General features: G+C 50.6%; 15 protein-coding genes, 1 pseudogene and 1 riboswitch. Of the genes and pseudogenes, 5 read left to right on the top strand and 11 right to left on the bottom strand.

The genetic code is table 11. The features are described from left to right. Positions 1-78 precede the first annotated feature (78 nt). The 3 genes from AC0MA3_RS17950 to AC0MA3_RS17940 all read left to right on the top strand — a co-directional run bounded on the left by AC0MA3_RS17950 (position 79) and on the right by AC0MA3_RS17940 (position 2317). Positions 79-261 carry a hypothetical protein gene (locus tag AC0MA3_RS17950; protein ID WP_379154372.1) on the top strand — a complete coding sequence of 61 codons (183 nt, stop codon included), beginning with the start codon at positions 79-81 and terminating at the stop codon, positions 259-261. Positions 262-267: 6 nt separating this feature from the next. Continuing rightward, positions 268-783 carry a hypothetical protein gene (locus tag AC0MA3_RS17945; RefSeq protein WP_474657192.1) on the top strand — a complete coding sequence of 172 codons (516 nt, stop codon included), beginning with the start codon at positions 268-270 and terminating at the stop codon, positions 781-783. 54 nt (positions 784-837) lie between these two features. Further along, positions 838-900: riboswitch (Fluoride riboswitch) on the top strand. Positions 901-982: 82 nt separating this feature from the next. After that, positions 983-2317 (top strand): voltage-gated chloride channel family protein, encoded by a 1335-nt coding sequence (locus AC0MA3_RS17940; RefSeq protein ID WP_474657191.1) that lies wholly within the window; start codon positions 983-985, stop codon positions 2315-2317. A gap of 52 nt (positions 2318-2369) precedes the next feature. Here the strand turns inward: AC0MA3_RS17940 and AC0MA3_RS17935 are convergent, their stop codons facing one another. Continuing rightward, positions 2370-3599 (bottom strand): MFS transporter, encoded by a 1230-nt coding sequence (locus tag AC0MA3_RS17935; protein ID WP_379154366.1) that lies wholly within the window; start codon positions 3597-3599, stop codon positions 2370-2372. A gap of 211 nt (positions 3600-3810) precedes the next feature. Between AC0MA3_RS17935 and AC0MA3_RS17930 the strand changes: the two genes are divergently transcribed. Further along, positions 3811-4500, top strand: a complete 690-nt coding sequence (locus AC0MA3_RS17930; RefSeq protein ID WP_379155840.1) for a peptidylprolyl isomerase — start codon at positions 3811-3813, stop codon at positions 4498-4500. Positions 4501-4599: 99 nt separating this feature from the next. Here AC0MA3_RS17930 and AC0MA3_RS17925 read toward each other — a convergent pair whose 3' ends face one another. From AC0MA3_RS17925 to AC0MA3_RS17890, 8 genes and pseudogenes are all read right to left on the bottom strand, one after another. Beyond that, entirely contained in the window at positions 4600-5694 is a 1095-nt protein-coding gene (locus AC0MA3_RS17925; RefSeq protein WP_379155837.1) for a Glu/Leu/Phe/Val family dehydrogenase, read from the bottom strand. Between the two features lie 185 nt (positions 5695-5879). Beyond that, positions 5880-6206, bottom strand: a complete 327-nt coding sequence (locus AC0MA3_RS17920) for a hypothetical protein (RefSeq protein ID WP_474657190.1) — start codon at positions 6204-6206, stop codon at positions 5880-5882. A gap of 32 nt (positions 6207-6238) precedes the next feature. Continuing rightward, positions 6239-6939, bottom strand: a pseudogene (locus tag AC0MA3_RS17915) (pirin family protein). A 182-nt stretch (positions 6940-7121) separates the two neighbouring features. Continuing rightward, positions 7122-7769, bottom strand: coding sequence for a nitroreductase family protein (locus AC0MA3_RS17910; RefSeq protein ID WP_379154360.1), 648 nt, complete (start codon positions 7767-7769; stop codon positions 7122-7124). A 90-nt stretch (positions 7770-7859) separates the two neighbouring features. Further along, positions 7860-8300, bottom strand: coding sequence for an RrF2 family transcriptional regulator (locus tag AC0MA3_RS17905; RefSeq protein WP_474657189.1), 441 nt, complete (start codon positions 8298-8300; stop codon positions 7860-7862). A gap of 96 nt (positions 8301-8396) precedes the next feature. After that, a complete protein-coding gene (locus AC0MA3_RS17900) occupies positions 8397-8969 on the bottom strand; it encodes a hypothetical protein (RefSeq protein WP_474657188.1) in 573 nt (190 codons plus the stop codon). 183 nt (positions 8970-9152) lie between these two features. Next, the gene (locus AC0MA3_RS17895) at positions 9153-10085 is read right to left on the bottom strand and encodes a manganese-dependent inorganic pyrophosphatase (protein ID WP_379154354.1); all 933 of its coding nucleotides are present in this window, start codon (positions 10083-10085) and stop codon (positions 9153-9155) included. Between the two features lie 124 nt (positions 10086-10209). Beyond that, positions 10210-11022: an AAC(3) family N-acetyltransferase gene (locus AC0MA3_RS17890; RefSeq protein ID WP_474657187.1), complete on the bottom strand. Its 813-nt coding sequence runs from the start codon at positions 11020-11022 to the stop codon at positions 10210-10212. Positions 11023-11242: 220 nt separating this feature from the next. On the opposite strand from AC0MA3_RS17890, the gene AC0MA3_RS17885 reads away from it, so the two are divergent. Continuing rightward, the gene (locus AC0MA3_RS17885; protein ID WP_474657186.1) at positions 11243-12226 is read left to right on the top strand and encodes a ring-cleaving dioxygenase; all 984 of its coding nucleotides are present in this window, start codon (positions 11243-11245) and stop codon (positions 12224-12226) included. A gap of 64 nt (positions 12227-12290) precedes the next feature. Here the strand turns inward: AC0MA3_RS17885 and AC0MA3_RS17880 are convergent, their stop codons facing one another. Both AC0MA3_RS17880 and AC0MA3_RS17875 read right to left on the bottom strand, forming a co-directional pair. Then, entirely contained in the window at positions 12291-12956 is a 666-nt protein-coding gene (locus AC0MA3_RS17880; RefSeq protein WP_474657185.1) for a hypothetical protein, read from the bottom strand. A gap of 105 nt (positions 12957-13061) precedes the next feature. Then, on the bottom strand, positions 13062-13745 hold the full coding sequence (locus AC0MA3_RS17875; RefSeq protein WP_379155834.1) for a YjjG family noncanonical pyrimidine nucleotidase: 684 nt from the start codon (positions 13743-13745) through the stop codon (positions 13062-13064). Positions 13746-13798: the final 53 nt, after the last annotated feature.

Here is a 13798-nt window from a genome sequence, read left to right as displayed (position 1 = left end):
AAGCATAGGCTGCTTAAGGCATAGAGATTCGCAGCCGTAGATTGGGGTATAGAAATACTATAAGGAGGAGGAAATGCCATGGACCACAAGGAAAAACCCTCCGCCAGCAGACCACCCGCTGATGAGGACTTGGTAACTGAACGGGATATTGATAATGAATCCGGCCTGTTCCAGGAAGGAAGCTATCCGGACGCTCTGCCTGAAGAAGATCAGGAAGCTGCCGTTAATGAAGCCAAGAACAATCACGCCAAAAGGAGCTGAACGGCTATGGGTAATGAATTTAATAAGACTGAAGCCGATTTTGTATATGAACGTTATAATAAAATGAGAGAAGTATCCGCAGAACAGGACATTCCACTGGAGGAACTGCCGATCCAGGAGAAACCTGTCGATTGGGATGGAGTTGTAGACGACGGCTCCGATCCGGCTCTTGTCGGTGATCCGCTTCTAGCTGCCGATATTGACCTTAATACTCCGGAACCGGCACTAGGCCGCAGGGCGGACAGAGTCACCAGCCTAACTTCTCCGCCACCCTCCGAGCGGGATGAAGTTCTGGAATCAGATGCCGTACTCGCTGCTGAAGCAGCCGGATTATCCGGAACTGCCATTGACTATGCGGACGATGAAGAGCTTATGGATGACGAGGAAGAAGAACTGCCGCTGGAGGATGTCCCCGATGCCGATGATATCGAGCCTGGGACAGCCATCGATCCGGTCTCCCCGCCAATCGATGTTATGCCAGGTACAGATGTTCTGAATGGCTCCAATGGTGAAGAAGAATAACCTTGTTATTTTTCGCATTGACTTTTAAACATGATGTCCTTAATATTGGTTGTAATTCTATACGGCGATGGAGTTCGCCATTAACCGTCTCTAGAGACTAATGACTCCTACCAGCGGTCACTTCGCTGGTAGGAGTCTGTTTGATTTTAGGGAATCCATATTATAGTCGTGGCATCATCATTTAATGGGGGCTAGTAAGATGAGAGAAGTGTATTTGCGGTGGCAGAAGCTTATAGAGAGGAGCAGTTATCTGGCCCTTTGGGGGACCTTTATGAAATGGATTGTACTTGGCGGCATTGTCGGTATACTGTCCGGTACAGCCTCAGCCTTTTTCCTGAAAAGTCTGGATGCAGTGACAGAGATACGCTTGAATCATGCCTGGCTGCTGTATTTGCTGCCGCTGGGCGGAGCTCTGGTAAGCTATCTGTACATGCGTTATGGTAAAAATAGCAGTAAAGGTAATAATCTGATCCTGGAGCAGATTCAGCAAGGAAATGAGGCGATTCCACTGCGGATGGCTCCCTTAGTCCTGTTCGGAACACTCGTTACCCACCTGTTTGGGGGTTCTGCGGGACGGGAAGGAACAGCTGTGCAGATGGGCGGAAGTCTGGCAGAAGCCTTCGGCAAGCTGATTCGAATCAATTCCCTTGACCGGCAGATTCTGCTCATGTGCGGGATCAGCGGGGGGTTTGGCTCTATTTTTGGAACACCTTTGGCGGGAACACTGTTTGGTCTGGAGGTTATCGCCATCGGCCTAATCAGTCATAAGGCCCTTCTCCCCTGCTTCACAGCAAGCTTTGTCGGAGATATTGTGACTACCCGTCTGTGGAACGTTCATCACATTCATTATCAGGTGGATGTTTTTCCCGCGCTTTCCTTGGTTGTACTGCTCAAGGTCATCCTGGCCTCCGTTCTGTTCGGACTTGCCAGCATTGCGTTCAGCGAGCTGACTCATTATCTGAAAAGAACCTTCACCCTGCTAGTGAAAAATCCTATGCTCAAAAGTGCGCTTGGCGGGTTCATCATCATTGCCCTGGTCTATATAGCCGGCACGAGAGATTACCTTGGTCTGGGGATTCCCTTGATTCAGGATTCGTTCCAGACGGATGTTGCTCCCTTCGCCTTTCTATGGAAGCTGATTTTCACCTCATTCACCTTGGGAACCGGATTTCAGGGGGGAGAAGTCACTCCGCTCTTTGCCATAGGGGCCACCCTGGGCAACAGCTTGGCCGGGTTCCTTCATCTATATGCGCCTTTTTTGGCCTCACTCGGGTTCATCGCAGTCTTCTGCGGAGCAACCAATACGCCGATTGCCTGCTTCCTTATGGGAATTGAGCTGTTCGGTTCGGGCGGAGCGGTCTATATGTTCATTGCTTGCCTGGTGAGCTTCCTGTTCTCCGGACATTCCGGCATCTATACCTCTCAGCAGATTGGAATATCCAAAAGTGAGTGGGTCCGCATTCCCGAAGGCACCACATTGGGAACCGTCAAGCAGCTGCGCAAGGCAAGTAAAAACGGCCACGATGGTCCTTAAGACTTCACGCTGAAGAGTTGCCTTCAGGCAGACGGTCTGTCAACTGCTTGTCTTATCCATTGTCCAGTACCGCCATTTGTCCGGTGCCATGGGTGGCTGCGACTTTCGCCTCCAGCTTGCGGGTTTTGACAAGCACCGCCGCCAAGAGGAGCATTACACCGTTAATGACAAATATCCAGCGGATTGGAAGAAATGCCCCCAGCAGTCCGCCGATTATCGGTCCGGCCATGGTTGCCAGCTGGGTAGCTGCCTGATTCAGACCGAAGGCCCGGCCGCGGAAGCCAGGGTCAATTACCTGCACAATCATCGCGTTCACTGAAGGAAGTACACCGGCATAGAACAAGCCGTAAGCAAATCGCAGGATGGCAAACTCTACATAACCTGATACAAAATACTGCAGAATATTGCCGACGCCTCCGCCGACCAGGCCGATGAACAGAATGAATCCAAAGCCCTTCCGGCTGCCGATACGCCCCCACTGCGGAGCCATAATTACCGTGGCAATCCCTACAGCAGAGAAGACGATGCCCGAGCTTAGGGAGGCGCTATTCCTTGAAACCCCCATGTCGAGCAGATAGATCGGCAGCAACGGTTCCAGGATCATCACAGAAAAGGTCGCCAGCCCTGCCAACAGCAGCAGCGTCATAAACGCGGGATTCGCCCGCGCCTCCCGGATATCATCACGCACATGTGATCTCGGTGCCGACCGGTCATAATTCTCTTCCTTCGCAAAAAAGGTGGCGATTAGCGCCGATACCAGCACAATCACCGCCGAGAACAGAAATGCGCTGCGGTTGCTGGAATAATAGCTGACTACGCCGCCGATAAGCGGGCCAATAATGCTCCCGGTAGCCCCGGCTGTAGACATAATACTGAGCGCATAACCTGTCTTGTCTTCCGGTGTATTGGTGGCGACCATCGCAATGGCTGCCGGAACAAAACCCGCCAAGAGTCCCTGAAATATACGCACAATAATAAACACATATGGATCATGCACGAAGAAATTAATCAAATACAGCGCCGCCAGGCTGAAGCCCGACCGGATCAGCATCGGCTTGCGCCCGTATTTGTCGGCGAGCGACCCCCAGTAAGGTGAAATCAGTGCACTGGCGAGAAAGGTAATTCCAAAGCTGACCCCTGACCAGATCTCCAGATGATTTGTAACACCCAGCTGGTCGCTCAAAAAGATCGAGAGGAACGGAATCGAGATCGAATATGCTGTACTGCAAAAAAACACTCCTACCCAAAGCACGATCAGGTTCCGCTTCCATGAAAAATGCATGCTGCACACGTCCCTTCTGAGTATTCTTGGAAGCATCATCCATACATTGTAACTCTCCTGTCAGAGATGTGCCAACCAAAGCCGTCCCATCACTTTGCAAGAAGCAGGATAATCGGGGTATGATAGAATAGATGAACTACGATATTTATAGATCAAAGGAGCGATTGAGAACGTGAAGCGTACAAGAAGAAATCCCGTCATCCTGCTGCTGATGATGAGCCTACTGCTGGTGATTGCCGCAGGCTGCGGTAACAAACCAACAAATAATAACGGTACGGCAAATAGCAGCAATGCATCAGGTAATACATCGAGTAATACAGCGAGCCCAGCTCCCCAAGAGAGCGCTGCGGCACCGACTGAGGGTGTGCCTTCGGCAACAGCCAGCCATCCGGTGGTCACGATAGAGATGGATAACGGCGGCATCATTAAGGCCGAACTGTACCCTGAGGTTGCTCCGAATACCGTCAACAACTTCATCTCTTTGATTCAAAAGGGCTTCTATGACGGAACGATCTTTCACCGCGTCATTCCAGGCTTCATGATTCAGGGCGGAGATCCAGATGGCACAGGCATGGGCGGGCCAGGCTACGGCATCGCAGGTGAATTCACAGCGAACGGCTTCACCAACAATCTGGCGCACACGCAGGGCGTATTGTCCATGGCAAGAAGCCAGGATATGAACTCCGGCGGCTCGCAGTTCTTCATTATGGCTGCAGCATATCCAAGTCTGGACGGCCAATATGCCGCTTTCGGCAAGGTTACCGAAGGTCAGGATGTCGTAGATGCCATTGTGAATTTACCACGGGACAGCTCAGACCGTCCGGAACAACCACCGGTCATGAAGAAAGTCACCGTTGATACACTTGGCGTGACTTATCCGGAACCGCAAAAGGTTCAGTAGACATTTTCCCGGCTGTATCTACCCACGTCATCCGGCCACACAGGCAAAAAGCCTCTTTTCCCATGACGGAAAAGAGGCTTTTTAATATATCTATAGCTGCTATCTTCTGCTGAGAACATGGTGGCTGTCACGCAGGAAGGTACTGCGGCTATTCCGCAGCAGGTTGATGCGCTCCTGTGCCAGATGATCTGCGGCCGCATAAGCAGGTATTCCACTGGTAGAGGATATCTCCAGTACCCGGGTTATACTGTCATAGATTTTGGCAATCTGCTTGAAGGCACGTTCCTTGTTATATCCGTTCAGCTCATCCGCCACATTAATTACACCGCCCGCATTAATGACATAGTCAGGAGCGTACACGATCCCCATGGCATGCAAGGCATCCCCATGACGCGGTTCCTTCAGCTGATTGTTGGCAGCACCCGCGACAACCTTTGCCTGAAGAAGCGGAATCGAGTCATCATTGATCGTTGCGCCGAGTGCGCAAGGCGCATATATATCGCTTTTGATAGAGATAATGTCGGCAGGATCAACCGCTTTGGCCCCATAAGCCTCTACCGCCCGGTTCACCGCTTCCTTGTTAATATCGGTTACAATCAGCTGCGCACCTTCCTCATGCAAATACTTACACAGCGTGAAGGATACATTGCCGACACCTTGCACTGCAATGATCTTGCCTTCCAGAGAATCGCTGCCAAAGGCTGCCTTCGCCGCCGCCTTCATCCCTTGGTACACGCCAAAGGCTGTAGCCGGGGACGGATTGCCCGAAGAACCGTAAGTTGCTGAAATCCCAGTCACATAATCCGTTTCCTGATGAATGATGTCCATGTCCGCTTCTGTAGTGCCCACATCCTCGGCTGTAATATAGCGGCCGTTCAACCCTTGTATGTATCTGCCGAAGGCACGGAACATCGCCTCGTTTTTGTCTTTTTTGGGGTCACCGATGATTACTGTCTTGCCGCCGCCCAGATTGAGCCCGGCTACAGCATTCTTGTAGGTCATGCCTTTGGACAGCCGGAGCGCATCTACAATTGCGTCCTCCTCCGAAGCATAGGTCCACATTCTTGTTCCACCCAGTGCGGGACCCAGTGTGGTGTCATGAATGGCGATAATGGCTTTTAGTCCCGACGCCTTGTCCTGACAAAACAATAGTTCCTCGTAATCGTCCCGCTCCATTGCTGCAAACAATTCCATTGGTCTCATTTCTCCTATCTCCACTTTTCTTCATGTTATGTTTCATAACAAAGCTAGTACTTTTAGAGAATAATGTCAATATATTTTATCTTATTCATCTCAAAAAGCCCCCAAATACCGTTCACATCCGACATTGACTTCACTTCAAATGTCAGGCACAAGCGGACTTTACTCTTAGAATGAGCTTATACCCAGTACTGATCCGGACGATATTCGATTTTCGACTGCACGGCTATCTTCAGACACCCGGAAGAGCTGTCATAGTTCACCGGATTGTCCCCGACATAATACCAATGTTTGATGGTAGGACCATCTTCCGGTTCTTCGAAACGGAAAACATTCAGCTCGCTCTTCAGATCCACAACCGCCTTCCCTTTCTCGGCAGATACCCCACACAGGGTGATTAGGGTCAGGCTGCCCTGCTGATCAAAGGTGTAGGACACTCCTTCAGTGCTGCTGACCAGCATACGCCCGGTTACGGAATGTTTAACAAGTACTCTTTCCTGTTCCATTAGCATTCCCTCCTTATGCGAATATGCAGATATTAGGGCAGGTCAATCAGCATTACAAAAGCATCTTCCCCAGCCACAAGGCTCAGTTCGCTGACCTCTTCGATCCGCGCCGAGTCGCCGGAGTGACGCAGGACATTCCCATCAAGCTCCAGCTGTCCCTCTATTAAATAGACATACATCCGCCGTCCGGGCTCCTGCTGATAATTCAGCTGCTCCCCCGCTTTCACCCGGCCCAGATAGATTGTCATATCTTGGGCGATCTCCGCAACCTCTTCTGAGCTTACTGACGATACTACTGGCAGCAGTGTTCCCTCAAGCTTCGCGGGATCAAAACGGCTGGTACCGTAGGAAGGTGCTGTACCGCGGGTACGCGGCATGAACCATAATTGAAGCAGCCTTACCGGTTCCGATTCCGAAGGATTATGTTCTGTATGAATAGCCCCCGTACCAGCTGACATCCTCTGGATGCCGCCAAAAGTCGTCTCCACCACGTTGCCAAGGTTGTCCTCGTGACGGAGGGTGCCGGATAGCACGATGGAGACAATCTCCATATCGCTATGCGGATGGGCGCCAAAACCTCTTCCGGGAGCGATGATATCATCATTGCAGACGCGCATGGGCCCGAAAGCCGTATTGGCAGGATCATAATAATCACCGAACGAAAAGCTGTGCATCCCTTTCAGCCAGCATGGTCAAAATGATGGGCGGATTCCGCCGGGTATACTCGAATCATGTGATCCCCTCCTGAGAAGTTCATGGGTTAATCCAGTCCATTCTAGTGTAGCAGAAAGCGCTGGAAACCAAAAATAAGCAGCACAACCCATAAGCTTCTGATCAGCAAAAACAGGCACCCTCCTTATTCAAGGAAGATACCTGTTCTCCTAAAAAATATATTCCAGAGCTAGGAATTCCGGCTTATGCCTGGAATCCATTCCAGTGAGTGACCTCTTCCAGAGGCAGGCGTCCGGTTGGGCGTCCTTCCACTGCAGCTTTGCCCAGCGCAATCAGCATCACCGGCACATAGCGGTCAGAGATCTGGAACAGTTCCTTCAGTCCGGCAGGATCAAATCCGCCCATCGGCACTGTGTCATACCCTCTGGCTTTCGCTGCCAGCATCAGCTGCATGGATACCAGTCCGCCGTCTACCAGGGCAATATCCTCCAGCTTATCCTTCGGCATGCTGGAGTAGCCTTCACGACTGCGTTTGGCCATCGCTGTGGCAACATCCTCAGGCATAAGCCCGGTAGCACTAGCATGACCATAGATCGCTTCCGCATTGCTGTAAGCTTCCGTATCGCCAAGTACAACAATCATGGCCGAAGAATCGGTGGTCTGCGCCTGATTATAGGCGATGGGCAACAGCTTCGATTTGAGCTCCTGATCCGTAACGACGATGAACCGCCATGGCTGAAGATTGGAGGAAGAAGGTGCCAGAATTGCCTCGGCAAGAAGCTCCTTGATTTCCTCATCGGATATTTTCCAGGAAGAATCATATTTCCGCACCGAACGCCGTTCCCGAATGACCTTGCTGAATTCCTGTTCTACTTTCAGTTCTGATGCCAATTTAATTCCTCCTCTTCCTATCTCTATTTTGTCGTGAAGTATTTAACTGTGACTTAATAAGCACAGTATAAGTCATAAAAAATCCGTTTGTCAACATTCCGTTCGACGTACCAGTTCCGCCAGAGTATACTTTTGCAGAATAGCTACCGCACTCTGATCCATCTCTTCCATAATATCTCCGCATACATTCTTCATCCGCACCCCAAAAGTATTCTCGCACATCGCCTCATTCACCGTATTGCTGCGCAGGCACCCGGCCTCCATGGCGTTATAGACTTCCGCCAGCGTCAGTTCTTCCGGGGACCGGTTCAGCATGTATCCGCCATCCCGCCCTTCACGGGTTACCAGGATCTGTTCCTTGGTCAGCTTGGCCAGAGCTTTTCGTAGAACTGTCGGTTCTGAAGACAGATGCCCGGCGATTTCACAACTGGAACAGGAACTGCCTTCTTTGCGGGCCATAATCACCAGTGCCTGCAGAACCAGACCGAACGATTTATATTGAAGCGCTCCGCTGTTCCTTGTTTTAGTCATATTCCTCCGCTCCTTTATATTTCGCTGTAAACTTAAGTATAGAGTGTCCGCCTCCTTTTGGCAAAATGATTCACCTTCTGCTGTAATTACAGCCCGTTAAATAGTGGAAATCTGCATTTCAGACACGATGGACCAGCTTTTGGACGAGCTGTCTTTGACGTAAACTTGTATCATATAATTCCCTTTCTCCTTAAACGCATAGGAGTATTCCGCAGATTTGAACCAGAAGCTTTCCTTCTTCTCCTTGATAGCCTGGTTATCGATTGTAACAGTCTTGTTCAGAGGATCTGTGATCGTAATTTTCAGATCGGAAATTTCTGTCCGGAGATGATCTACCTGCACGAGGACGGAAAAGGTGCTGCTCTCCTCACTTCTTACCTTGCCAAAGATCTTCCCCTGATCATCCAGCAGCACCATGTTCACATTGGGCTTATAGATTCGCACCTCTTTGGCGGATTCATCCCAGAACATCAACGCATGCAGGTTCTCGGGGAGCTGCTCCATGGACAGATAAGGCTCTCCTTCGGACAACAACCCCGATTGCTTCTGCAGCACATTGTTCAGGTAAACCGCGATATCCGATTTGCCCGAAGCCGCATACAGCAGGGTGCCACCAGATATCACCGTCAGGCATAGTGTTGAAAAAACAAGCTTTTTCATAGTCCCCATACGTTCTCCCCCTCTGATTTGTTCCCTGCTGATTATACCTTCCAAACGGGAATAAGTTTCTAGGAAAATCCTATATATACAAAAACCGGCTGTGCACCTCCTGTAAAGAAGGCACACAGCCGGACTGTGTCATACATAGATCACTTTATTGCGGAATAGAACCGTTTACCGTACCTGCCTTTTTTACAGCTTGGCAATGGTCTCGGTCAGAACTGGAACGATCTGTGATTTGCGGGAAACGACACCCTTCAGAACAGCTTTGTTGTCATCCAGCTTCACATTGTAAGCCTGCTCAACGGCACCAGCCACACGGCCCAGAGCCAAACCTACGGAATCATTGTTCAGGATATCCGTTACGACGAACAGGAAGAGGTCCAGTCCTTTGTCATCAATGATGGCAGTCAGGGCTGTTTCGAGCTCAGCTTGCTTGGAGAGCACATCGTTAACATCCACTGCGTTCACCTGGGCAATCTCCACTTTGTATTCACCCATTTTGAATTCCTTGGCATCCAGGGAGATCAGTTGGGCGATACTCTTGTCGCTTAGATCGGCACCCGCCTTGAGCATCGCAAGTCCGTAGCTGTCAGCGTCAACACCGGCGATGGCAGCCAGCTCGCGTGCAGCTGCTACATCCTGCTCGGTGCAGGTTGGCGATTTGAAAAGCAGGGAGTCGGAAATGATTGCGGACAGCATGAGACCGGCGATATCCTTCGGAATAGCTACTCCGTTTTCTTTGTACAGCTTGTTAAGAATAGTTGCTGTGCAACCTACCGGTTCAGCACGGTAGTAGAGCGGATGAGCGGTCTCAAAATTAGCGATCCGGTGGTGGTCAATTACCTCAACCACACGGACCTGATCGATATCATTCGCACTTTGCTGGCGTTCATTATGGTCAACCAGAATGACCTGTTTAGCTTCGCCGGCCACATTCTCCACCAGACGGGGTGCCTGCACACCGAATTGGTCAAGTGCATATTTAGTTTCGCCGCTGACTTCGCCAAGACGGACCGCCTCGGCATCCCAGCCCAGTTCCTTCTTCAATGCCGCATAAGCGATAGCCGAGCAGATCGTATCCGTATCCGGATTTTTGTGTCCAAAGATCAAAGTTTTTTCCATTTCCAATCTCCTTACTATGTTTTTTGTGAGAATAATATACCATACATTGATAGGTGCCCGCCAGATTGCGGACAAGAACCTGAAATTCATTACCCTTTTTATATACTCATGTCCCGTAAATCCATCAATCCGGAATTCCCTTCCTCGTCTTGGGCAGCGGCTCAGGCACCTCTAATCCGTCCAGCGGCTCATTGTCCGAGAACAGATCCGGATTGCTGCGAAGCATACGGCTTAGAATATCCGTTGTTTCCACTGTTCCGCAGATCATTACAGGCGCATCTCCAAAACTACCTCTGCGCAGTGCCCCGCCTTGCTCAAGCACCCCCTCTACCTTCCAGAAATGCTGCGACCAGGAGAGTCCGCAATGCCTGCGTGAAGGGACGGGAAGCTCTTTCCCGCCGGGTGTAACCGTGAACAGCTGCTCATGATCGTCCGTCATTCTACCGGGAATATCGAGCCATTCTTCGATCCCGTGGATAAATGTGTTCCGCCGCAAATCTACACCAAGCAGCATAATGTCTGCCTTACGATCCAGAAGTTTGCCATAGACAGAGCCGCGGGCGCAAGGCGTATCCCAGCGTTCATCCCCGGCGGTGAATGCGGCCGCATCCTTACCTAGCGCTGCTACGGAATGGGTCGGATGCCACGAGCGGACAACATCCGGGCGTCTCCGGAAGAGCTCCGGCAGAATACCGACGCAGGAGGGAGAATCCAGGACGGAGAACCGCGGATTGTCTGCATTAATATAAGACCAGGTATGCGTGGGGAGAACCAATAGTCCTTCTCTCATATATTCAGAGAGAATATCCAGTACCGTGTCTGCCCCTCCCTGTACTTCCCCGATACTCTTCAGCGAAGAATGGACGTGGAGTGTTCCCTGCGGATCAATCCCCATTTTCCCTAGCTGCTCCATTAAACTTTTTGGTGTATGTATCATATTGCTCTCCTTTGCAGATAAGAAGATACAGCTTCATCGTCTCCAGAACGAGGCAGCTTCCTTGCTCTCCATAAATTGAATCAAATAAATTCACACTTGCCAATTACGCGTATTACTATTAAAATGTAAGTAACTTAAAAATAATTATATACTTTATATCATGTTTATAAATCCCATGTCATCAGTACTTCAAATTCCATAACTTACAGGAGGAACTATCATGAGTTTAACACTAAAAGGACTTCACCATGTATCTGCTCTAACAGCCAGAGCCCCGGAAAATTTCAAATTCTATACTGAGGTGCTTGGACTTCGTCTGATCAAAAAGACAGTCAACCAGGATGACGTCTCCGTCTACCATTTGTTCTACGGGGATGAAGTGGGTAACCCTGGAACAGAGGTTACCTTCTTCGAGATTCCGAACGCAGGACGCAACCGCGACGGTAACAACAGCATTTCCGCGCTGTCGCTCCGGGTGCCGGATGATAAGTCACTTGTGTATTGGACCCGGAGGTTCGAGGAGTTCCAGGTGGAACATGACGAGATCACAGATCGCGGAGGACGCCAGACGCTATCCTTCCGGGATTACGAGGGACAGCGCCTGATTCTTGTATCGGATGAACATAATCAGGGTGTTGCAGGCGGCAAACCTTGGGCGAAAAGTCCGGTTCCGGCTGCATACGCCATTCTCGGTCTGGGGCCGGTTCATTTGACCGTTGAGACGGCAGAGCCTTCTGCAAAGGTTCTTGTGGATCTGCTCGGATTCCGCCGCAAAGGCAGCTATCCTTCCCAAGTTGCCGGACAACCGGATGTCATTGTATATGAAACCGGCGAAGGCGGTTCCGGGTCGGAGATCCATATGGAAGAACGCAAGGATCTGCCTCAGGAACGGCTCGGACGCGGCGGTGTTCATCACGTAGCCTTCCGCGTAGACAACGCTGAAGAGCTGAAAGAGTGGATCGAACGGATCGGCAGCTACCAGCTCCCGAATTCGGGTTTCGTGGACCGTTTCTATTTCCGCTCCCTGTACTTCCGTGAACCGAGTGGAATCCTGTTCGAGCTGGCAACCGACGGCCCCGGTTTTGCCACAGATGAGGATATTGAGCATCTGGGCGAATCCCTGGCTCTGCCGCCTTTCCTTGAGCCAAAACGCGAGCAGATTGAAGCTCACCTGAAGCCGCTGGATACACGGCAGCAGGGATAATTCAACAGAAACAGCTGCGCCCTTCAGAAGGCGCAGCTGTTTTAGCGAATAAGCGTCCTCCTAATCAGCTCTCCGAAAAAGTAATGGTGAAGATATTGAAGCCCGGACGCGCGGTTGAAGCTTTGCCAGTGATGGACAACGGGCTTGTCCCACCCAGTCTGCCTGAGATTCGGACCGTCGTGGCGCTTACGGTCTGGGAAGCATTCTCCAGCCTTTTAATCCGCACATATTCACCGTATACAAACCCCATCATTTCCAGAGTCTCCTGTGTAGAATAGGTAAAAGCCACCTTCTTCACCCCGTCTGCATCCGTATCCAGTGTAGTCGCAATCAGAGCATCTGGCGGTATCGGGAAATCCTTCGGCAAGTTCAGAGGCCGCATGGTGCTCTCCACCGGAGTTGTAGCCGTGCCGTCCGTTCCAGAGTTGCCGCCCGTCTCGGTGCCGCTGCCAATTCTCACTTTGTAGTTCGCAGCATCATAAGTTATCGGTACATTCAGGGCACCGGCGATCGAGCGAATCGGCAAATACGTAATTCCTTGGTAAGTGATCGGCGTCAGGGTTTTACCGTTTCCGTCCTTCAGCCAGTAAGGGGTGCCATCCACCACAACTCCAATACTGTGATTCAGATAGGCTTTGATCGACTCCAGCTTAGCTCCCGCATAGACACCTGCCGATCCGGTGATCATCATGCCTGCGGCGACGGTGGTAATCAGCCATTTTTTGTTCATCTAGATCCTCTCCCCGTATAGATTTGGCGATAGAGTATGAGTATTGTATCTTAATATATTTAACACATGGAAAAGTTTTCAACCTCAGAACTACATCATCCGGGATTAACGTATAATCTTCAGAAGCTCAGACAGTTCCCGGATCTCATAGGTCGGTTGTATGCCCGGATCGCCTGCTTTGCCCAGCGGATTGAACCAGCATGTGTCGATACCATATCCCATTCCGCCTTGAATATCAGAGGTCAGCGAATCCCCAACAATCAGCACTTTGCTCCGGTCAGAGATCCCCAGCTTATTAAAAGCATAATCAAAAATTCCCGCTTCCGGCTTCTGGTAACCCGTCTCCTCGGAGATAATAATCTGCTCAAAGGTATTGTTCAGCGGCGAACCCTGAATTCTAGATAATTGTACATCCTTGATCCCATTGGTAATAATCGCAAGTCTGCATCCGGCCAGTTCCTGACACAGCTCCACTGCCCCCTGAATCAGGTATGTCCCCTCACCCAGAAACTTTAAATACGCTTCACTGAATGCCTCAGGACTGAGTTCGAGCTTATGTGCGGCAAACAGCCGGTTGAACCGTTCGACCCGCAGCACGGCAGATGTGGTCCGTCCTTGTTCCAGATCCTTCCACAGCGCTTTGTTAATCTCCTGGTAACTTGCAGCATAATCCTCAGCACCGGTAGGCAGGCCAAAATGGACAAAAGCATTGTACAGTGCCTTGCTCTCAGCCATTCCGTAGTCAAACAGGGTATCATCGGCATCAAATAAAATAACATCATATTTCATATTTCCATATTCCCTCCAAGTTTCGCGTCTCGTCGACAACCACCAGCCATCTG

The sequence above is a fragment of the Paenibacillus sp. LS-5 genome, assembly GCF_056121505.1.
The sequence above is the reverse complement of the archived record's forward strand: the minus strand, read 5'-3'. Positions and strand labels throughout refer to the sequence as shown.